The organism is Klebsiella sp. CN_Kp100, from assembly GCF_040065315.1.
GTDB classification, from domain to species: Bacteria; Pseudomonadota; Gammaproteobacteria; order Enterobacterales; family Enterobacteriaceae; genus Klebsiella; species Klebsiella oxytoca.
Genome location: NZ_JBEAIJ010000007.1, coordinates 90,474 through 109,780 on the forward strand (window position 1 = coordinate 90,474; position 19,307 = coordinate 109,780).

The window sequence follows — 19,307 nt, forward strand, 5'->3', positions numbered from 1 at the left end:
TACAGGGCGCGCCGCAACGCGCTTTACTGCTGGAATAGCCGAGGGATACAGGAGCAGGAGAATGCGTATTTTATTGGTGGAAGACGATAAACTGATCGGTGACGGCCTCAAGGCAGGGCTGACAAAAATGGGATTCAGCGTCGACTGGTTTACCCGCGGTGAGGAAGGAAAAGCCGCATTGTACAACGCCCCCTATGACGCCATTATTCTGGACCTGACCCTTCCCGGCATTGATGGGCTGGATATCCTGCGCGAATGGCGCGACAAAGGCCGCCATGAACCGGTACTGATCCTTACCGCCCGCGACGCGCTAAGCCAGCGGGTTGAAGGGCTTCGGCTCGGCGCCGATGACTATCTATGCAAACCCTTTGCGCTGATTGAAGTCGCCGCCCGTCTGGAAGCGCTGATGCGCCGCGCCCACGGCCAGAGCAGCAGCGAGCTGCGGCACGGCAGCGTGGTTCTCGACCCGGGCCGGCTCACGGCCACCCTGAACGGCGAAAGCCTGGCGCTCAAGCCAAAGGAGTTTGCTCTGCTGGAGCTGATGATGCGTAACGCCGGACGCGTGCTGCCGCGTAAGCTGATCGAAGAAAAACTCTACAGCTGGGATGACGACGTTTCCAGCAATGCGATAGAGGTGCACGTCCACCATCTACGCCGTAAACTCGGCAGCGGTTTCATTCGCACCGTTCACGGTATCGGCTACACCCTGGGGGACGCATGAAACGACTGGGCAAACTGAGCCTGCGCGTTCGCCTGACGCTCCTTTTCCTGCTGCTGACCAGCGCCGCATGGGGCATCGCCAGCTTTGTGGCCTGGCAACAAACGACCGATAAGCTGGATAAGCTCTTCGATACCCAGCAGCTGCTATTCGCCCGCCGCCTTAGCGCAATGAATTTTGACGAGCTTCACACTCTCTCTTCGCAGGTGCGAGAGAAGAAGAAGGTCAAGCACGGTCATCTCGACGACGACGCGCTGGCTTTCGCTATCTTTACCACCGATGGCAAGATGGTGCTTAACGATGGCGAGAATGGCCAGGATATCCCGTGGGGCCGCAATCGGGAGGGATTCAGCGACGGCTATCTGCGCGGCGATGACGACGAGTGGCGTTTTCTGTGGCTCACCACCCGCGACGGCCGCCATCGTATCGTTGTCGGCCAGGAGTGGGATTACCGTCGCGAGATGGCGCTGGATATCGTCACCAGCCAGCTCACGCCCTGGCTGATTGCGCTGCCGCTTATGTTTTTGCTACTCATCGTGCTGTTAAGCCGGGAACTGGCGCCGCTGAAAAAGCTGGCCAACACGCTGCGCGCCCGGGCGCCGGATTCCGCCGAAACGCTGAATAATAAAAACGTGCCCAATGAAGTTCGCCCGCTGGTCGACGCGCTAAATCAGCTGTTTATCCGCACGCATGATGCCATGATCCGCGAGCGTCGCTTCACATCCGATGCGGCCCACGAACTGCGCAGTCCGCTGGCGGCGCTGAAGGTGCAAACTGAAGTAGCCCAGCTTTCGAAGGACGATCCGCAGGGGCTGGATAAAGCGCTGGCGCAGCTTCACCAGGGTATCGATCGCGCAACCCGCCTGGTCGATCAGCTTCTGACTTTGTCGCGCCTGGATTCGCTGGCGCAGCTGGACGATATCCAGCGCGTCGCCCTGGACGACCTGCTGCAGTCGGCGGTGATGGAGATGTACCACCCCGCTCAGCAGGCCGGCGTTGAGCTGCGTCTGCATCTGAATGCGGATAACGTCGCACGCACCGGCCAGCCGCTGCTGTTAAGCCTGCTGGTGCGCAATCTTTTAGATAACGCCGTACGCTATAGCGCCGCCGGAAGCCAGGTCGATATCACGCTTGAAGCTGGTGAATTTCGCGTGCGCGATAACGGCCCGGGCATTAGCGCCGAAGCCCTGGCGCGTATCGGCGAGCGCTTTTATCGCCCGCCGGGACAGGAACAACCCGGCAGCGGTCTTGGGCTATCCATCGTCAAACGTATCGCCGCGCTGCACGGAATGACGGCCAGTTTCGGCAACGCCCGGGACGGCGGATTCGAAGCGCGCATTCGCTGGTAGCGCTATTATTGCTAAAAAAGCAAAAGACTTTGCACATTTTGCTCATTTTACCGCTCTGCCCGACGGGGTAACATGACTCACAAAATTGAAAGGTTGAGGATAAAAAATGAGCAACATTCTGATTATCAACGGTGCGAAAAAATTCGCCCACTCTAACGGCCAACTGAACGACACCCTGACCGAGGTCGCGGATGGTTATCTGCGCGACGCCGGGCATGATGTTAAGGTCGTCCGCGCCGAGAGCGAATACGATGTCAAAGAAGAGGTGCAGAATTTTCTCTGGGCTGACGTGGTTATCTGGCAGATGCCGGGCTGGTGGATGGGCGCGCCCTGGACGGTGAAAAAGTACATCGACGATGTCTTTACCGAAGGTCACGGAGCGCTGTACGCCAGCGATGGCCGCACCCGCTCCGATGCCAGTAAGAAATATGGTTCCGGCGGCCTGATTCAGGGCAAAAAATATATGCTGTCCCTGACCTGGAATGCGCCGATGGAAGCCTTCACCGAGAAAGATCAGTTTTTCCACGGCGTCGGCGTCGACGGCGTTTACCTGCCGTTCCATAAGGCTAACCAGTTCCTTGGGATGAGCGCCCTGCCGACCTTCATCGCCAACGATGTGATCAAAATGCCCGATGTTCCGCGTTATACGGCAGAATATCGCAAGCATCTGGCGGAAATTTTTGGTTAACTGTACTGAGTTATGAAAAGACGACAAGCGCGGCTACTCTGGCGGCGGCTTGAAGTATGATGAGAATACACAGAAGGAGTTGAGTTAACCATGTTGACAGTGATTGCTGAAATTCGCACTCGTCCGGGGCAACACCATCGTCAGGCGGTGCTGGATCAGTTCGCAAAAATTACCCCGACCGTTCTCCAGGAAGAGGGCTGTCACGGCTATGCGCCGCTGGTGGATCACGCCGCTGGCGTCAGTTTTCAGACCACCTCGCCGGACTCCATCGTCATGGTCGAGCAGTGGGAAAGCGTCGCGCATCTTGAAGCGCACCTGCAGACTCCGCACATGAAAGCCTACGGTGAAGCCGTTAAAGGCGACGTGCTGGAGATGAATATCCGTATTCTGGAATCCGGTATTTAAGCGCACAAAATAAATCGGCCAGTTCCCTGGCCGATTTTTTTATTACCCGTCCAGCTCAGCCAGATCGCCCTTCTCTTGTAGCCAGTTACGCCGATCTTCAGAACGCTTCTTCGCTAACAGCATGTCCATCATGGCAGTCGTCTGCTGTTCGTCCTCATCGTTGATAATCAGCTGCACCAGACGGCGGGTATTAGGATCCAGCGTCGTCTCACGCAGCTGCATCGGGTTCATCTCGCCCAGCCCTTTAAAGCGCTGTACGTTTGGCTTACCCTTCTTCCGCTTAAGCTGTTCCAGCACGCCGGTTTTCTCTTCTTCCGTCAGCGCGTAATACACCTCTTTACCGAGGTCAATACGGTATAGCGGCGGAAGCGCCACGTAAACATGGCCGTGTTTAACCAGATTACGGAAGTGTCTGACGAACAGCGCGCACAGCAGGGTTGCGATATGCAGACCGTCGGAGTCGGCATCCGCCAGAATACAAATCTTGCCGTAGCGCAGCTGGCTCAGGTCGTCGCTATCCGGGTCGATACCGATGGCGACAGAAATGTCATGCACTTCCTGTGAAGCCAGTACTTCATCGGAAGAGACTTCCCAGGTGTTAAGGATTTTACCTTTCAGCGGCATGATCGCCTGATATTCGCGATCGCGCGCCTGCTTGGCAGAACCGCCCGCCGAATCCCCTTCCACAAGGAACAGTTCGGTTCGGTTCAAATCCTGGGCGGTGCAGTCCGCCAGCTTGCCGGGCAGCGCCGGACCGCTGGTTAGCTTTTTGCGCACCACTTTTTTCGCCGCGCGCAGGCGGCGCTGGGCGCTGGAGATCGCCATTTCCGCCAGCAGCTCTGCCGACTGGACGTTCTGGTTTAGCCACAGGCTGAAGGCATCTTTGACGACTCCGGAAACAAACGCGGCGCACTGGCGCGAAGAGAGGCGCTCTTTGGTTTGCCCGGCAAACTGCGGATCCTGCATCTTCACGGAGAGTACGTAGGCGCAGCGCTCCCAGATATCTTCCGCCGACAGCTTCACGCCGCGCGGCAGGATGTTCCGGTATTCGCAAAACTCGCGCATGGCGTCCAGTAAGCCCTGGCGCAGGCCGTTAACGTGGGTTCCGCCCTGCATGGTAGGAATCAGGTTGACGTAGCTTTCGGTCAGCAGCTCGCCGCCTTCCGGCAGCCACAGCAGCGCCCAGTCGACCGCTTCGGTATCGCCAGAGAAGGTGCCGACGAACGGTTTTTCCGGCAGCAGAGGCAGGCCGTTAACCGCTTCGCTAAGATAGTCGGTCAGGCCATCGGCGTAGCACCAGCGCTGCTCGCTGTCGTTGACCAGATCGCGGAAAACAATCTCTACGCCCGGGCAAAGAACGGCCTTGGCTTTTAACAAATGCGAAAGGCGCGAGACGGAAAAACGTGGGCTATCAAAAAAGCTTTCATCCGGCCAGAAATGGACGCTGGTCCCGGTATTGCGCTTACCGCAGGTGCCGGTCACGTGGAGATCTTCCACTTTGTCGCCGTTTTCAAAGGCGATGCTATAGACCTGACCGTCGCGGCGCACATTCACTTCAACGCGTTTCGATAAGGCGTTGACCACTGAAATCCCGACGCCGTGCAGGCCGCCGGAGAACTGGTAGTTCTTATTGGAGAACTTCCCTCCCGCGTGCAGGCGGCAAAGAATCAGTTCAACTGCCGGCACCCCCTCTTCAGGGTGGATATCCACCGGCATTCCGCGTCCATCGTCGATAACTTCCAGCGACTGATCGGCATGGAGAATGACCTCCACGCGTTTCGCGTGACCGGCCAGAGCCTCATCCACGCTGTTATCAATAACTTCCTGACCAAGATGGTTTGGTCGTGTGGTATCCGTGTACATTCCCGGACGGCGGCGAACCGGCTCTAGCCCGGTGAGTACCTCAATGGCATCAGCGTTATATGAAGATTGCGTCATGGTGTGTATTCGTAGGTCGTTCCGAACCGCTTAGCGCAGGCCCAGAAAATCGATAATCTGAGTGAAATGATCTTCAAAGCCAACAAATGCGTGATTACCGCCCTCCTCTACCGTTTGTCGGCAGGAGGCGAAATAATCAACGGCCTGGCGGTAATCAAGCACTTCATCGCCCGTTTGCTGTAATAACCAGATTAAATCCGGCGCTTCCAGCGGGTCAATTTGCATGACTTTGAGATCGTAAATATGGCGTGACTCTAGCACATATTGCTGCCCCGTGTATGGATTCTCATTGGGGCCCAGGAAATTGTTCAGCAGCTCGAACGGGCGCACCGCAGGGTTCACTACCACCGCGGGCAGCATAAAACACTGCGATAGCCAGGTCGCATAATATCCCCCCAGCGAGGAGCCGACAACGCCCAGCGGTTCGCCGCCGTGTTCCAGCACGAGGGCCTCCAGATATTCCGCCGCTTGCGCAGGATAAATCGGGAGCTCAGGTATCACCATAGAGATGTGGGGATAAGTCCGCGCCAGCCACTCTTTCAGCGCAGTCGCTTTTGCCGACCGCGGTGAGCTGTTAAAACCATGCAGGTAGAGAAGCGTAGACATCAGTATCCTTCTGAAGCGATATCCGGGTGAAATTTCACGCCTTCAAGGCGGCAAACTTCAGTGGTCAAGGTGCCGTCAGGATGCAGTTCCAGCCAGCGCCAGCCTGGGGAGACGGTATCGAGCGTGAAGTTAGCGCAGTGCGGCTTAAACTGCACGCAGGTGGATGGCGTGGCCATCATTCGCCGCCCGTTCCAGTCAAGGTCCAGCTCCTGGTGAATATGACCGCACAGCAGATGCTTAACGCGAGGAAAAGCGGCCAGCGCGCAATCAAGCGCCCCGGCATTGCGCAGGCTATGCTGGTCCAGCCAGCTACAGCCTGACGGCAGAGGATGATGGTGTAACAGCAGCAGCGTGTAACGCTCAGGAACCTCCGCCAGCTTCTGCTCAAGCCACTCCAGCTGGAAATCGCTCAGCTCGCCGTGCGGCACACCGAACACCTGGCTGTCCATCAGCAATATCTGCCAGTGGTCGCCCAGCAATACGCGTTTAGCGGGGGAGATGCCTGATTCCTGCAGCGTGCTGTACATCGCCGGTTGAAAATCATGATTGCCCGGTAGCCAGACGCAGGGTGCAGCAAAACTCGCGATGCCTTCAGCAAAATGCTGATAGGCCGCGGCGGAGTGATCTTGCGCCAGATCGCCTGTGGCAACAATCAGGTCGCATTCTCGCTGAGAGGCGTGGATAGCATCCAGTACAGCCTGATAGCTTTCCCAGGTATTGATACCTAACAGCGTTTCGTGTTTTTCAGCAAACAGGTGAGTATCAGTAATTTGTAATATCCTGACTCTGGCCTCACCAGCCAAAGGTAGGTTTAACAGGCTTTCCAAATGGTGTCCTTAGGTTTCACGACGCTAACAAACCGGAATCGCCATCGCTCCATGTGCTAAACAGTATCGCAGCCAATCGGCCAGAAACTGATTAATTTGATGCTTTTCGTCGCGTTGATGCAACTTTTTATTAGGATAATCATACCGCGCTTTGAAGCGAAAGATCTGCTGGCTTGAACACACTTCAGCGACCATTGCATCGTGATAGAGCCGTACCGTCATTGACGGCAGACTCCAGTAGCTCACCGCTGGCAGAGTCTGTTCAATCGCCACTAAGGTAGTGTAGCGGGTCGATTCGACGATCGTTAATCGGTATTGCGCATTGCCCACCTGGTAACTCACCTTTTCTCCCGCTGCATCCGTTCGCGGCAACAGGCGGCGCAGCTGAGCAAAATTGGTTTCACACAGGCGCATCATTTCAGGGAAGTCAGGTGTATAACGCTTCATTTTGTCCACTCGTTTCGTAAATTGTGATAATGCAGTTGCAGCCATTGCAGCGCAATGACAGAGGCTGCGTTGTCGATTTTCCCCTCTTCTACCCACCGATAAGCCTGTTCCCGGCTTACCACATGGACACGAATATCCTCATTTTCATCGGCCAGTCCGTGAATCCCCTTTGCCGTCGTTGCATCGACTTCACCCACCATAATAGACAGCCTTTCGCTGGTGCCGCCGGGGCTGGCCAGGTAACTCAGGACCGGCTTAATACGGCCGACATTAAGCCCGGCTTCTTCTACCGCCTCACGGCGGGCGACATCTTCAGGCGACTCGCCTTCTTCAATCATGCCGGCGACCATTTCGAGCAGCCACGGGCTCTCACTGGTATCATACGCCGCAATACGGATCTGCTCGACGAGCACCACTTCATCACGCACCGGGTCAAAGGGTAGCAAGACTGCTGCGTGACCGCGCTCAAAAATTTCGCGGGTCACTTCGCCGCTCATCTCACCGTTAAACAGGCGGTGGCGGAAACGATATAAATCGAGCGAAAAAAAACCACGATATAGCGTTTCGCGTGCAATAATTTCTACATCGTTTTTAGAGAAGGTAATCTCCTGCTGATTGACATTACTCATTTCGATATCCTGTAGAATATGAAGTTATGAATTTATAGACGGTGTGGCTACCGTTTTATGGCGCGTATGTTAGATTGGTGCAAATTACCGCCCCATGGCACATAACGCCAACTTTTTACGGTAACAGACTCTATACAATCAGCGATTATTTTTAGAATTTGAGTAGCGCTAAATGCTTCACAACAAGGAATGCAAATGAAGAAACTCTTTCCCATCCTTATCGGCCTGGGCCTGACTGGCTTCAGCGCCATGAGCCAGGCAGAAAACCTGCTGCAGGTTTATCAGCAGGCGCGTATCAGTAACCCTGATCTGCGTAAATCAGCAGCCGATCGTGATGCCGCATTCGAGAAGATCAACGAAGCGCGTAGCCCATTACTGCCGCAGCTCGGTCTGGGTGCGGATTATTCCTATACCAACGGATTTCGCGACAGCAACGGCGTTAACTCCAACGTCACCAGCGGCTCGCTGCAGCTCACGCAGGTCCTGTTCGATATGTCAAAATGGCGAGCGCTGACGCTGCAGGAAAAACAAGCGGGTATTCAGGACGTCACCTACCAGACGGATCAGCAATCGCTGATTCTGAACACCGCAACCGCCTATTTTAAAGTGCTGGCCGCGATCGACACGCTCTCCTATACCGAAGCGCAGAAACAGGCGATTTATCGTCAGTTAGATCAGACCACCCAGCGCTTTAACGTTGGCCTGGTTGCCATCACTGACGTACAAAACGCCCGCTCGCAGTACGATGCTGTGCTGGCGAATGAAGTCACCGCGCGCAACGATCTCGATAACGCCGTTGAAGAACTGCGCCAGGTGACCGGCAACTACTATCCAGAACTGGCGTCGCTCAACGTGGATGGTTTTAAAACCAACAAACCGTCAGCCGTTAACGCGCTGCTGAAAGAAGCGGAAAGCCGTAACCTGTCGCTGCTGCAGGCGCGTCTGAGCCAGGATCTGGCGCGTGAGCAGATTCGCCAGGCGCAGGATGGCCATCTGCCGACGTTAAGCTTGTCCGCCTCAAGCGGCGTGTCAAACACCAGCTACGACGGCTCAAAAACCCGTGATAATGCGCAATACCGAGATAACGATGCCGGTCAAAACAAAATCGGCCTTAGCTTCTCCCTGCCGTTGTATCAGGGCGGAATGGTAAACTCTCAGGTTAAACAGGCGCAGTACAACTTTGTCGGCGCCAGCGAACAGCTGGAAAGCGCCCACCGCAGCGTGGTGCAGACCGTTCGTTCATCCTTTAACAACGTGAACGCGTCTATCAGCAGCATTAATGCCTACAAACAGGCCGTGGTTTCCGCGCAAAGTTCCCTGGATGCTATGGAAGCAGGTTATTCGGTAGGTACGCGTACCATCGTCGATGTACTGGACGCGACCACTACGCTGTATAACGCAAAACAGCAGCTGTCCAACGCGCGTTATAACTACCTGATTAACGAGCTGAACATCAAATCCGCACTCGGTACGCTGAACGAGCAGGATCTGGTTGCGCTGAACAATACGCTGGGCAAGTCTATTCCGACTTCACCGGATAGCGTCGCGCCGGAAAATCCTCAGCAGGATGCCAGCGCCGACGGCTACAGCAACACCGCCGCGGCAAAACCAGCATCAGCACGCAGCACCAGCGGCAGCAACCCGTTCCGCCAGTAGTCCGCTTGCGTCGTCCGCGCTTCGCTTACCCACACGGGTAAGCGAAGCGTTAAACGTAAGGCAACGTAAAGATCTCCCGCTTTCCGCCCCTATTCGCTTCATTTTCCACCACTCATCCTCTATCCTGAGCGTTAACAAAACGCATACCACTGGGTCCAGGAAGACAATCATGAAACGGACAAAAAATATTAATCACGCCTCCTTTCGCAAAAGCTGGAGCGCGCGCCATTTAACTCCCGTTGCGCTTGCCGTTACGGCCGTGTTTATGCTCGCCGGTTGTGAACAAAGCGATGAAACGGTTTCTCTTTATCAAAACGCCGATGACTGCTCTGCCGCCAACCCGAGCAAAGCCGCAGAGTGCACCACTGCCTACAATAACGCGCTTAAAGAAGCGGAACGTACAGCCCCTAAATACGCCTCCCGCGAAGACTGCGTCGCCGAGTTCGGTGAAGGTCAGTGCCAGCAGACGCCGGCTCAGGCCGGTATGGCTCCGGAAAACCAGGCTCAGGCGCAAAGCAGCGGCAGCTTCTGGATGCCGCTGATGGCTGGCTACATGATGGGCCGGATGATGGGCGGCGGAATGGGCGCTCAGCAGCCGCTGTTCAGCTCAAAAAACCCGGCCAGCCCGGCCTATGGTAAATATACCGACGCTGGCGGTAAGAGCTACGGCGCAGCGCAGCCGGGCCGTACCATGAACGTGCCGAAAACCGCAATGGCGCCAAAACCGGCCACCACCAGCACCGTGACGCGCGGCGGATTTGGCGACTCGGTCGCCAAGCAGTCAACGATGCAGCGCAGCTCGGCGAGCTCCTCTTCATCACGCTCGATGGGCGGCTAAGCGACATGGAAAGAATCAGCATTACCGAGCGCCCGGACTGGCGTGAAAAAGCGACAGAATATGGTTTTAACTTTCACACCATGTACGGCGAGCCGTACTGGAGCGAAGAAGCTTATTACAAACTGACGCTGGCGCAGGTTGAGAAGCTCGAAGACGTCACGGCAGAACTGCACCAGATGTGTCTGCAGGCGGTTGAAAAAGTCATCGCCAGCGATGATTTAATGACCAAATTCCGCATCCCCAAACATACCTGGGGATTCGTGCGTCAGTCGTGGAAAACCCATCAGCCCTCGCTGTATTCGCGTCTCGATCTGGCGTGGGACGGCGTCGGTGAGCCGAAACTGCTGGAGAACAATGCCGATACGCCGACCTCGCTGTACGAAGCGGCATTCTTCCAGTGGATCTGGATGGAAGATCAGCTGAACGCCGGTCAGCTGCCTGCGGGCAGCGATCAGTTTAACAGCCTGCAGGAGAAGCTGATCGATCGCTTCAGCGAGCTTCGCGAGCAGTTCGGCTTCCAGTTGCTCCACATGGCCTGCTGCCGCGATACCGTTGAAGACCGTGGCACCGTGCAGTATTTACAGGACTGCGCCGCAGAAGCGGGCGTGGCTACTGAGTTTCTCTACATCGAAGACATTGGACTGGGTGAAAAAGGCCAGTTTACCGACCTGCAGGATCAGGTGATTGGTAATCTGTTCAAGCTCTATCCGTGGGAATACATGCTGCGCGAGGTGTTCTCCACCAAGCTGGAAGACGCAGGCGTGCGCTGGCTGGAGCCGGCCTGGAAGAGCATCATCTCCAACAAAGCGCTGCTGCCGCTGCTGTGGGAGATGTTCCCCAACCATCCGAACCTGCTGGCCGCTTATTTCAGCGAAGATGCGCACCCGGAAATGGACAAGTACGTTATCAAGCCCATTTTCTCCCGCGAAGGCGCTAACATTTCTATTGTTGAAAACGGCAAAGTGCTGGAGGCGGTAGAAGGTCCGTACGGTGAAGAAGGCACCATCGTGCAGGAGTTCTATCCGTTGCCGAAGTTTGGCGACAGCTACACGCTCATCGGCAGCTGGCTGATTAACGACCAGCCGGCGGGTATTGGCATTCGCGAAGACCGGGCAATGATCACCCAGGATCTATCGCGTTTTTATCCGCACATTTTCGTTGAGTAACCTCTAACCCCGGCAGTATCGCGTACGGCCGGGGTTTATCTGTTCTCAAGCGCCAATCACCACTGACAGCATGCTCAGGGATCCCATTTCCATTCCTTCTACCGGGATCGTAATCGGCTCCTCGCCGTCCCAGGCCCCCAGTACGTACAGCAGCGGCAGGAAGTGATCGGCCGTTGGGTTAGATAATGATCCGCCTTCATGCGTCAGGTAATTCACCAGCGGATGTTCCGCCACGGGGCCTTTCCATGCCAGGTTCGCCTTCACGTAGTTATTAAACGACTCCGCCCAGGGATAGGCCGTATTCTCGCCGTGCCAGCGTGCGGTGCGCAGGTTATGCACCACGTTGCCGCTTGCCACCAGCATAATGCCTTCATCGCGCAGCTGAGCCAGCTTACGCCCCATTTCGAAATGCCATGCGGCAGGTTTCGTGCTATCAATACTTAGCTGCACCATCGGAATATCGGCGTCGGGATACATTTTAATCAACACGCCCCATGAACCATGGTCAAAGCCCCAGGCTTCTTTATCCAGCGTCACCGGCACCGGCGCCAGAAGCTCAACCAGGCGCTGGGCCAGTTCAGGTGAACCCGGAGCCGGATAATGCATATCGTATAGCGCCTGTGGAAAACCGCCAAAATCATGAATCGTTTTCGGCGCTTCCATCGCCGTCACTCCCGTACCGCGAGTGAACCAGTGAGCGGAGATAACCACGATGGCTTTCGGCCGCGGTAAAGTCTCGCCCAGATGCCGCCAGGCGCGAGTATAGATGTTATCTTCCAGCACGTTCATCGGGCTGCCATGGCCTAAAAATAGCGCGGGCATGCGGATACGGGACATAGTGATATCCTTGATTGAGAGAGAGTTGATGTATTTACATTACGCGCTTTTGATTCAGGATAAACTCAGATAAGCATGATGATGATCGTCAGAAAATTTGAATGTAAGGGGCGGTAAAGAGTGAATCCGTGCACTCGCGATCGTCTATGAATAGCGATATTCTCAATAAGAATCATTTTCATAAGGAGGTGAATGTTGTCCTCACCCATCATTTTGACTCTGCTGGCAGGGAGCGCCACCTTTATTGGGGCAATATTCGGCGTGCTCGGCCAGAAACCCTCGAACCGCTTATTGGGTTTCTCTCTGGGTTTCGCCGCCGGGATCATGCTACTCATTTCCTTAATGGAGATGCTGCCCGCTGCGCTGGCGACTGAAGGCATGTCGCCGCTGCTCGGCTACGGCATGTTTATCATCGGCCTTCTGGGCTACTTTGCGCTTGACCGCATGCTGCCTCACGCCCATGCGCAAGATCTGATGACCCCCGGCATCTCCCGCCCGCGAAATCTGCGACGTACGGCGATATTGCTGACGTTAGGTATTAGCCTGCATAACTTTCCTGAAGGTATTGCCACTTTTGTGACGGCCAGCAATAACCTTGAGCTGGGCATGGGGGTCGCGTTAGCCGTCGCACTGCATAACATCCCGGAAGGGCTGGCAGTAGCAGGGCCAGTCTATGCCGCCACGGGTTCCAGGAGTAAAGCGGTATTCTGGGCAGGGCTTTCCGGGATGGCGGAAATCTTCGGCGGCGTGCTGGCCTGGCTGGTACTGGGCAGCGTGATCTCTCCGGTGATGATGGGCGCGGTCATGGCCGCGGTTGCCGGTATTATGATTGCGCTATCGGTTGATGAGCTCATGCCGCTGGCGAAAGAACTCGATCCGCAAAGCAACCCGAGCTATGGCGTGTTGTGCGGAATGTCGGTAATGGGATTAAGCCTGGTGGTTTTGCAAACGGTAGGGATTGGCTAAACAAAAGCTAAAAACAATAAAGCCCACCATAAGGCGGGCTTTATTCAGCAACCAGCGGCAATTAGCTGGCTTTACGCTCGTGTTCGCGACGGTAAGCCACTAAATCTTCAATGGTGACCACTTCCATATTGTGCTGTTTAGCAAACTCAATGCACTGCGGCGCACGCGCCATAGAGCCGTCGTCGTTAGTCAGTTCGCACAGTACGCCCGCCGGTTTGAGGCCAGCCAGGGTGACCAGATCGATTGTAGCTTCGGTGTGGCCGCCGCGGGTCAGAACGCCGCCCGGCTGAGCGCGCAGCGGGAAAACGTGGCCAGGACGGTTCAGGTCTGACGGCTTCGCGCCATCGGCAATTGCCGCACGTACGGTCGTTACGCGGTCAGCGGCGGAAACGCCGGTAGTCACGCCTTCAGCAGCTTCGATGGTGACGGTAAAACCGGTACCGTAGGCGCTGGTGTTGTTCTCTACCATCATTGGCAGGTCGAGCTGTTTACGACGATCTTCCGTCAGGCACAGGCAGACAATGCCGCTACCGTGGCGAATGGTCAACGCCATCTGCTCAACGGTCATGGTTTCTGCGGCGAAAATCATATCGCCTTCGTTTTCACGGTCTTCATCGTCAAGTACCATCACACCGCGGCCTTCGCGCAGTGCATCTAAAGCACGTTCCACACGTTCAAAAGCGGTACCAAAAGAGGAAAGTAGCGTCTGATTCATGGTAAATAAACCTCATTAATTGTATGGTTACCAGAATCAGGGCAGTCTTAGGAGCGCCGGTTTAGCGGCAAAAGTCAACGCAAGCGGGCGAAAACCCGACTGAGCCGTTACTCTCTCCCATCCGGACTCTAACCGTCGGCCCCGGAATTACACCGGATCTGCTGACCTTTCTGCATTTACAGAAAGCGCTCGCGGGCTTTCAACGCTATGGTTGATTTACCGCCGGTGGGGAATTTCGCCCCGCCCTGAGAATAAGCGAAGTAACTATAACGCTATTGACTATCGTCGGCAATGCATAAGCTTCAAACATTTATGGTTTATAGGTACCGCCGATCGCACTACAATGAGCGAATAACCGACCAGAGCAGGAAACCACCATGATTGACCCGAAAAAAATTGAACAAATCGCCCGCCAGGTTCATGAATCGATGCCGAAGGGGCTCCGCGATCTGGGGGAAGACGTGGAGAAAAAAATTCGTCAGGTGCTCCAGTCGCAGTTAACTCGCCTGGACCTGGTAAGCCGCGAAGAGTTCGACGTGCAGACGCAGGTGCTGCTGCGCACGCGTGAAAAGCTGGCGCTTCTGGAGCAACGTCTGAGCGAGCTGGAAAATCGTCCTCTAAACGCGCCGGCGGCGCCGGACGCCGAAGAGAAGCTCTAAAAACAAGCAACGGGCCGTCAGGCCCGTTGTCGTATCGGTTGAGGGTAAGTAGATTAGTGCTCCAGCTCCGCTTCAGGGGTCATGGCTTTATTCGCCTGCTGGCAGTAAAGTTCATAGCGTTGACAAAACCATTCACGATGCTCTTCATCCATATTGCCGACAATGGCCTGAAGATCGACGGGCTGACCTTGTGCGTTCATTCTGGCGAAACTCCGGGCCAGAAAATCAAAATTCTTCATTAAATACATGTCTTTATTCTTCATACGCATACTCCTTCAGCCGTTGGTGTTCTGATTGGTCATATGCTTTTTACTGACTTCAGTATTTATCCTTACCTTAACTTTTTTTGTACGAAAAATGCGCCTGAAATGGCTATTTATTGAGCCAAATCATTTATGCCGTCATTAAATAGAAGGAGGCCCACGATTAGACGATCGCGGGCCTCTGTTGTACGAATTTGCAGCGTTATCGCTGGTTACGCTTATTTTCGCTTACCAGATCCGGATTAGCAGCCGCTCCAGTGAAGAGAGAAAACATTACTGATTGTTATCTTTCTGGATCTTCCTGATGATATTGGTCGTTGAGCAGCCATCTTCGAAGTTGAGCACCAGCACCTCGCCGCCGTTTGCCCACACCTCTTCGCTGCCGGCAATCTGCTCCGGCTTATAGTCCCCACCTTTCACCAGCAGATCCGGCAGAATTCCGGCAATCAGCCGCTGCGGAGTATCTTCTTCAAAAGAAACCACCCAGTCGACGGCCTCCAGCGCGCCCAGCACGATCATTCGCTGATCCAGCGGGTTGACCGGACGAGACTCGCCTTTCAGACGCCGGGTTGAAGCATCGCTGTTCACCGCGACAATCAGCCTGTCACCCAGTTTGCGAGCGTTCGCCAGGTAGGAAACGTGGCCCGCGTGTAAAATATCGAACACGCCGTTGGTCATCACAACTTTCTCGCCGCGCTTGCGCGCCGCGGCTACCGCCAGCTTGAGTTCTTCTTCGCTCATCACGCCAAAACCGGTCTCAGAGCGCCCGCGTACCGCGTTCTCCAGTTCGATAGGCGAAACGGTAGAGGTACCGAGTTTACCCACCACGACGCCAGCCGCCGCGTTGGCAAAGTAGCAAGCTTCTTCCAGAGTATTGCCGGAAGCCAGCGTCGCCGCCAGCACGCCGATGACCGTGTCGCCCGCGCCGGTAACGTCATAGACTTCCTGGGCCTGCGTGGGCATATGCAGCGGCGGTCGCCCCGGCTGCAGCAGCGTCATCCCCTGCTCGGAACGGGTCACCAGCAGCGCAGAGAGGTCGAAATCGGCGATGATTTTCATGCCGCGTTCAACGATCTCTTCTTCATCCTTACATTTACCCGCTACCGCCTCAAATTCTGAGAGGTTAGGCGTCAGCAGGGTAGCGCCGCGATAGCGTTCAAAATCAGTGCCTTTCGGATCGATAAGCACCGGAACGCCCGCATCGCGCGCCAGCTTGATCATGGTCTGGACGCTGGTCAGCGCGCCTTTGGCGTAATCAGAGAGCACCAGGGCGCCAATAGAGCCCAGCGCCTGCTGAATACGTTCGTGCATCGGCTGCGGATCGACACCGGAGAACCCTTCTTCAAAATCGAGACGAATCAGCTGCTGGTTGCGCGACAGCACGCGCAGTTTGGTAATCGTCGGATGCGTCGGGACGGATACGAAGTCGCACTTCACGTTGACGTCAGCCAGCGCCTTACTTAACGCACGGGCGGCATCGTCAATCCCGGTCAGACCAACGAGGCGGGAGGTCGCGCCGAGCGACGCAATGTTCATCGCCACGTTTGCCGCGCCGCCAGGACGTTCTTCGATATTTTCCACCTTCACCACCGGTACCGGCGCTTCCGGCGAAATACGGCTGGTGGGACCATACCAGTAGCGGTCCAGCATCACATCGCCAACCACCAACACTCCTGCACGTTCAAACTCTGGCAGCGTTACTTTCATTACTCTCTCCTGCGAGACGCAAACTTTGCGCGCGATAATAGCACACCCGGTTTTTTAGTTAAGCCATCAACCACTTCTGCCAGCTGGCGCTGACCTGTTCACGCTCCTGGCTAAACGCATCTGGCGCCACGTGCCCCGGCTGTTCCTGCAGCGCCAGGTGATGTAGCGCATCGCGCAGCGTAGTGTAAGCGTGAGTTAACGCCCTCGCCTCTGCCTCGTCCATAATGTCGTTCTGCGCCAGCAGTTCCAGGATACGAACGTTATCGGACCAGCGCGTGAGCTTCGGTTTATCACTGGCATAGCGTAGGACCAGATACTGAGTAATAAATTCAATATCGGTGATCCCACCGGCATCGGCTTTAATATCAAAGCGATCGGGATGTTTATTCCCCAGATGAGCGCGCATTTTTTCGCGCATTTCCCGCACTTCGGTTTGCAATTTTTCGCCTTCTCGCGGGGTAGTAAGAATATCCCGGCGAATGGCGTCAAAGCGCGCCTGTAGCTCAGGATCGCCATACACTACGCGGGCGCGAACCAGCGCCTGGTGTTCCCATGTCCATGCCTCATTCTGTTGATAATCAGCAAAGGAATCGGCGGTAGTGACCAGCATCCCCGCTGCGCCAGAGGGGCGTAGGCGAGCATCCACTTCGTACAGAATGCCTGACGAGGTGCGGGTACTGAAAAGATGCATGATGCGCTGCGCCAGGCGCAGATAAAACTGACGGCCATCGATTTCGCGTTCGCCGTCGGTCATCACCTCCATCGGGCAATCGTGGAGGAACACCAAATCGAGATCGGAACTGTAGCCCAGCTCCCATCCACCCAGCTTGCCGTAGCCGACCACCGCAAAACCGCGCCCCTGGCGATCGTGCAGGTGCGTCGGCTGCCCATAACGGGCCACCATCTGCAGCCATGCCTGCTGGACGACTGCGTCAATCATCGCCTCCGCCAGCCATGTTAAGTGATCGCTCACTTTCATCACTGGCAGCGTTCCGGCGATATCGGCCGCAGCGATGTGCAGCAGCTGCGCCTGCTTAAACTGGCGTAGCGCCTCCAGCTGCTGCTCTTCATCATCTTCCGGTACGCGCAGCAGATACTGGCGCAGTTCATCGCGATAGGCATCGGTGGCCGTTGGCTGATAAAGCGTATTCGGGTCCAGCAGTTCGTCCAGCAGCAGCGGATGGCGGGCCAGCTGACTGGCGACCATCGGCGACGCCGCGCACAGGCTAATCAGGTGCTTTAACGCGCCGGGGAATTCGCTCAGCAGCTCCAGGTAAGTGGTGCGGGTGACAATTCCGGTGAGCAGCGGCGTAATACGCGCCAGCGGTACCGGAGCATCGGCGCGCGAACAAATTTCGCTAAGCAGATGCGGCATGAGCTGGTCAAGCACCTGACGACCGCGCGGACCAATCGTGCGCCGGTCCAGCTCTTTGCGAAAATCGGCGATCAGCGCCAGCACGCTGCGGCGATCGCTGTCTACAAGATGCGCCAGCGCCGGGCTGGTATCATCTTCCTGCAGCGCGTCCTGCCACAGCTCGCGCCAGTACTCTTCAAGCTGCTCATCCGGCGACTGCGTTTCATCGTCGCCGATCAGTTCATTAAACACGCGCCGCACATTAGCCATCTGTTCCGTCAGCCGCGCGCTGAGTGTCTCCCAGTCGGCAACGCCCATCCCCCAGGCCAGCCGGGCGCGATTAAGTTCATCCTGCGGCAAGGTTTGCGTCTGCTCGTCGTTGATGCTTTGCAGCAGGTTTTCCAGGCGACGCAAAAACAGATAGGCTTCGCGCAGCCTCTGCGCATCCCCTTCCGGCAGCAGATGTAGCTCTTCGATGGCGGCCAGCGTCGGCAGCAGCGCCCGCTGCTGCAGCATTGGCTCACGGCCGCCGCGAATCAACTGGAAGACCTGGACGATAAACTCCACTTCTCGGATGCCGCCCGCGCCGAGCTTGATATTGTCTTTTAATCCCCGGCGGCGCACTTCCCGGGCAATCATGCCCTTCATGTTGCGCAAAGACTGAATCACGCTGAAATCGATATAGCGGCGGAAGACAAACGGCCGCAGCATGGCGCGCAGCTCGTTGGCATAGACGCCATCGTTATCGCCCATAATTCGCGCTTTCACCATCGCGTAGCGCTCCCAATCGCGTCCCTGCTCCTGGTAATAATCTTCCAGCGCGGCAAAGCTCAACACCAGCGGACCGCTATCGCCAAACGGGCGCAGGCGCATATCCACGCGGTAGACAAAGCCATCCTGGGTGGGCTGATCCAGTACCTTAATCAGGCGCTGCCCGAGGCGGGTAAAAAACTGGGCGTTATCCAGTTCGCGACGACCGCCGCGCGTGGCGCCATGTTCCGGCCAGGCGAAAATCAGATCGATGTCGGAGGAGAAGTTCAGCTCGCCGCCGCCGAGCTTGCCCATCCCGAGGATCAGCAGCGGCTGCGGCGTACCTTCAGCATTACATGGAGTGCCCCATTCGCGACAGCAGGCAGCGTATAGCCAGTCGCGCGCGGCGACGATTAAGGTCTCCGCCAGCGCGCTTAGCTGCTGCAGGCTGCTCTCTTCGCTGACCAGCGATAGCGCCTGGGCCCAGGCGATACGCACCATGATCCGACGGCGAAACTGGCGCAGCTCGCGCATCAGCGCGGCTTCATCATTGACCTCGGCCAGGCGAACCTGCAGCCAGTCGGCGTAGTGATGCCACTCCTGCGCCTCGGGGGGCGCACTTTCAAGCTCCGCCAGCCACTGCGGCTGCGCGATCAGACTCTGTTCGACGAAATCGCTGAATGCCATAACTGATTGCGCCCGATCGCTCAACGTCGATACGGGAAAATCCGCTGGCAGCCGGCCAGCGACCGTCTGCCAGTGCTGCTGTAATTGCGAAGAAAGCGGCAT

General features: G+C 56.3%; 20 protein-coding genes and 1 riboswitch. Of the genes, 10 read left to right on the forward strand and 10 right to left on the reverse strand.

The features are described from left to right. Window positions 1-61: 61 nt before the first annotated feature. From qseB to ABLV12_RS07265, 4 genes are all read left to right on the forward strand, one after another. Window positions 62-721: a quorum sensing response regulator transcription factor QseB gene (gene qseB, locus ABLV12_RS07250; protein WP_004105839.1), complete on the forward strand. Its 660-nt coding sequence runs from the start codon at window positions 62-64 to the stop codon at window positions 719-721. After that, the gene (gene qseC, locus ABLV12_RS07255) at window positions 718-2,067 is read left to right on the forward strand and encodes a quorum sensing histidine kinase QseC (protein WP_017145413.1); all 1,350 of its coding nucleotides are present in this window, start codon (window positions 718-720) and stop codon (window positions 2,065-2,067) included. The genes qseB and qseC overlap by 4 nt, the downstream gene beginning before the upstream one ends. A gap of 106 nt (window positions 2,068-2,173) precedes the next feature. Next, the gene (locus ABLV12_RS07260; protein ID WP_004105846.1) at window positions 2,174-2,755 is read left to right on the forward strand and encodes an NAD(P)H-dependent oxidoreductase; all 582 of its coding nucleotides are present in this window, start codon (window positions 2,174-2,176) and stop codon (window positions 2,753-2,755) included. A gap of 90 nt (window positions 2,756-2,845) precedes the next feature. Next, complete coding sequence (locus ABLV12_RS07265) at window positions 2,846-3,160, forward strand: putative quinol monooxygenase (RefSeq protein ID WP_004105848.1); 315 nt, start codon at window positions 2,846-2,848, stop codon at window positions 3,158-3,160. Between the two features lie 42 nt (window positions 3,161-3,202). Here ABLV12_RS07265 and parE read toward each other — a convergent pair whose 3' ends face one another. The 5 genes from parE to nudF are packed head-to-tail and all read right to left on the reverse strand — an operon-like array spanning window position 3,203 to window position 7,607. After that, window positions 3,203-5,098 (reverse strand): DNA topoisomerase IV subunit B, encoded by a 1,896-nt coding sequence (gene parE, locus ABLV12_RS07270; protein ID WP_004105850.1) that lies wholly within the window; start codon window positions 5,096-5,098, stop codon window positions 3,203-3,205. 30 nt (window positions 5,099-5,128) lie between these two features. Further along, the gene (yqiA, locus tag ABLV12_RS07275; RefSeq protein ID WP_348866947.1) at window positions 5,129-5,704 is read right to left on the reverse strand and encodes an esterase YqiA; all 576 of its coding nucleotides are present in this window, start codon (window positions 5,702-5,704) and stop codon (window positions 5,129-5,131) included. Next, on the reverse strand, window positions 5,704-6,531 hold the full coding sequence (cpdA, locus tag ABLV12_RS07280; protein WP_023321648.1) for a 3',5'-cyclic-AMP phosphodiesterase: 828 nt from the start codon (window positions 6,529-6,531) through the stop codon (window positions 5,704-5,706). The genes yqiA and cpdA overlap by 1 nt, the downstream gene beginning before the upstream one ends. Window positions 6,532-6,555: 24 nt before the next feature. Continuing rightward, window positions 6,556-6,978 carry a DUF1249 family protein gene (locus ABLV12_RS07285; protein ID WP_004105856.1) on the reverse strand — a complete coding sequence of 141 codons (423 nt, stop codon included), beginning with the start codon at window positions 6,976-6,978 and terminating at the stop codon, window positions 6,556-6,558. Then, entirely contained in the window at window positions 6,975-7,607 is a 633-nt protein-coding gene (gene nudF, locus ABLV12_RS07290) for an ADP-ribose diphosphatase (RefSeq protein WP_004105859.1), read from the reverse strand. The genes ABLV12_RS07285 and nudF overlap by 4 nt, the downstream gene beginning before the upstream one ends. Before the next feature lie 195 nt (window positions 7,608-7,802). On the opposite strand from nudF, the gene tolC reads away from it, so the two are divergent. The 3 genes from tolC (at window position 7,803) to ABLV12_RS07305 (ending at window position 11,267) form a co-directional block, all read left to right on the forward strand. Beyond that, a complete protein-coding gene (gene tolC / locus ABLV12_RS07295) occupies window positions 7,803-9,263 on the forward strand; it encodes an outer membrane channel protein TolC (RefSeq protein ID WP_023330044.1) in 1,461 nt (486 codons plus the stop codon). Between the two features lie 169 nt (window positions 9,264-9,432). Next, window positions 9,433-10,101: a DUF1190 family protein gene (locus ABLV12_RS07300; RefSeq protein ID WP_269776734.1), complete on the forward strand. Its 669-nt coding sequence runs from the start codon at window positions 9,433-9,435 to the stop codon at window positions 10,099-10,101. A 5-nt stretch (window positions 10,102-10,106) separates the two neighbouring features. Then, window positions 10,107-11,267, forward strand: a complete 1,161-nt coding sequence (locus tag ABLV12_RS07305) for a glutathionylspermidine synthase family protein (RefSeq protein ID WP_004105865.1) — start codon at window positions 10,107-10,109, stop codon at window positions 11,265-11,267. A gap of 45 nt (window positions 11,268-11,312) precedes the next feature. Here the strand turns inward: ABLV12_RS07305 and ygiD are convergent, their stop codons facing one another. Beyond that, entirely contained in the window at window positions 11,313-12,104 is a 792-nt protein-coding gene (gene ygiD / locus ABLV12_RS07310; protein WP_004105868.1) for a 4,5-DOPA dioxygenase extradiol, read from the reverse strand. A 195-nt stretch (window positions 12,105-12,299) separates the two neighbouring features. Here ygiD and zupT point away from each other — a divergent pair, with 195 nt between their 5' ends. Further along, the gene (zupT, locus tag ABLV12_RS07315; RefSeq protein ID WP_026055884.1) at window positions 12,300-13,070 is read left to right on the forward strand and encodes a zinc transporter ZupT; all 771 of its coding nucleotides are present in this window, start codon (window positions 12,300-12,302) and stop codon (window positions 13,068-13,070) included. A gap of 61 nt (window positions 13,071-13,131) precedes the next feature. On the opposite strand, the gene ribB is transcribed toward zupT, so the two are convergent. Continuing rightward, window positions 13,132-13,785, reverse strand: a complete 654-nt coding sequence (gene ribB / locus ABLV12_RS07320) for a 3,4-dihydroxy-2-butanone-4-phosphate synthase (RefSeq protein WP_004105870.1) — start codon at window positions 13,783-13,785, stop codon at window positions 13,132-13,134. Window positions 13,786-13,890: 105 nt separating this feature from the next. Further along, window positions 13,891-14,042, reverse strand: a riboswitch (FMN riboswitch). Window positions 14,043-14,162: 120 nt separating this feature from the next. Here ribB and ubiK point away from each other — a divergent pair. Then, entirely contained in the window at window positions 14,163-14,444 is a 282-nt protein-coding gene (ubiK, locus tag ABLV12_RS07325) for a ubiquinone biosynthesis accessory factor UbiK (RefSeq protein ID WP_004105871.1), read from the forward strand. Window positions 14,445-14,497: 53 nt separating this feature from the next. Here the strand turns inward: ubiK and glgS are convergent, their stop codons facing one another. Continuing rightward, a complete protein-coding gene (gene glgS / locus ABLV12_RS07330; protein WP_004105872.1) occupies window positions 14,498-14,707 on the reverse strand; it encodes a cell surface composition regulator GlgS in 210 nt (69 codons plus the stop codon). On the opposite strand from glgS, the gene ABLV12_RS07335 reads away from it, so the two are divergent. Then, window positions 14,699-14,827 (forward strand): hypothetical protein, encoded by a 129-nt coding sequence (locus ABLV12_RS07335; RefSeq protein WP_306462301.1) that lies wholly within the window; start codon window positions 14,699-14,701, stop codon window positions 14,825-14,827. The two genes, glgS and ABLV12_RS07335, sit on opposite strands and share 9 nt — an antisense overlap. Before the next feature lie 153 nt (window positions 14,828-14,980). On the opposite strand, the gene hldE is transcribed toward ABLV12_RS07335, so the two are convergent. Continuing rightward, the gene (gene hldE / locus ABLV12_RS07340; protein WP_004115631.1) at window positions 14,981-16,414 is read right to left on the reverse strand and encodes a bifunctional D-glycero-beta-D-manno-heptose-7-phosphate kinase/D-glycero-beta-D-manno-heptose 1-phosphate adenylyltransferase HldE; all 1,434 of its coding nucleotides are present in this window, start codon (window positions 16,412-16,414) and stop codon (window positions 14,981-14,983) included. A gap of 58 nt (window positions 16,415-16,472) precedes the next feature. After that, a complete protein-coding gene (gene glnE / locus ABLV12_RS07345) occupies window positions 16,473-19,307 on the reverse strand; it encodes a bifunctional [glutamate--ammonia ligase]-adenylyl-L-tyrosine phosphorylase/[glutamate--ammonia-ligase] adenylyltransferase (RefSeq protein ID WP_004105874.1) in 2,835 nt (944 codons plus the stop codon).

What these genes read in the sequence shown, in the direction of transcription:
- qseB (WP_004105839.1), top strand. Translation starts at nt 62, where the DNA reads ATGCGTATTTTATTGGTGGAAGACGATAAACTGATCGGTGACGGCCTC.
- qseC (WP_017145413.1), top strand. Translation starts at nt 718, where the DNA reads ATGAAACGACTGGGCAAACTGAGCCTGCGCGTTCGCCTGACGCTCCTT.
- ABLV12_RS07260 (WP_004105846.1), top strand. Translation starts at nt 2,174, where the DNA reads ATGAGCAACATTCTGATTATCAACGGTGCGAAAAAATTCGCCCACTCT.
- ABLV12_RS07265 (WP_004105848.1), top strand. Translation starts at nt 2,846, where the DNA reads ATGTTGACAGTGATTGCTGAAATTCGCACTCGTCCGGGGCAACACCAT.
- parE (WP_004105850.1), bottom strand. Translation starts at nt 5,098, where the DNA reads ATGACGCAATCTTCATATAACGCTGATGCCATTGAGGTACTCACCGGG.
- yqiA (WP_348866947.1), bottom strand. Translation starts at nt 5,704, where the DNA reads ATGTCTACGCTTCTCTACCTGCATGGTTTTAACAGCTCACCGCGGTCG.
- ABLV12_RS07285 (WP_004105856.1), bottom strand. Translation starts at nt 6,978, where the DNA reads ATGAAGCGTTATACACCTGACTTCCCTGAAATGATGCGCCTGTGTGAA.
- nudF (WP_004105859.1), bottom strand. Translation starts at nt 7,607, where the DNA reads ATGAGTAATGTCAATCAGCAGGAGATTACCTTCTCTAAAAACGATGTA.
- tolC (WP_023330044.1), top strand. Translation starts at nt 7,803, where the DNA reads ATGAAGAAACTCTTTCCCATCCTTATCGGCCTGGGCCTGACTGGCTTC.
- ABLV12_RS07300 (WP_269776734.1), top strand. Translation starts at nt 9,433, where the DNA reads ATGAAACGGACAAAAAATATTAATCACGCCTCCTTTCGCAAAAGCTGG.
- ABLV12_RS07305 (WP_004105865.1), top strand. Translation starts at nt 10,107, where the DNA reads ATGGAAAGAATCAGCATTACCGAGCGCCCGGACTGGCGTGAAAAAGCG.
- ygiD (WP_004105868.1), bottom strand. Translation starts at nt 12,104, where the DNA reads ATGTCCCGTATCCGCATGCCCGCGCTATTTTTAGGCCATGGCAGCCCG.
- ribB (WP_004105870.1), bottom strand. Translation starts at nt 13,785, where the DNA reads ATGAATCAGACGCTACTTTCCTCTTTTGGTACCGCTTTTGAACGTGTG.
- ubiK (WP_004105871.1), top strand. Translation starts at nt 14,163, where the DNA reads ATGATTGACCCGAAAAAAATTGAACAAATCGCCCGCCAGGTTCATGAA.
- glgS (WP_004105872.1), bottom strand. Translation starts at nt 14,707, where the DNA reads ATGAAGAATAAAGACATGTATTTAATGAAGAATTTTGATTTTCTGGCC.
- hldE (WP_004115631.1), bottom strand. Translation starts at nt 16,414, where the DNA reads ATGAAAGTAACGCTGCCAGAGTTTGAACGTGCAGGAGTGTTGGTGGTT.
- glnE (WP_004105874.1), bottom strand. Translation starts at nt 19,307, where the DNA reads ATGCCGCTTTCTTCGCAATTACAGCAGCACTGGCAGACGGTCGCTGGC.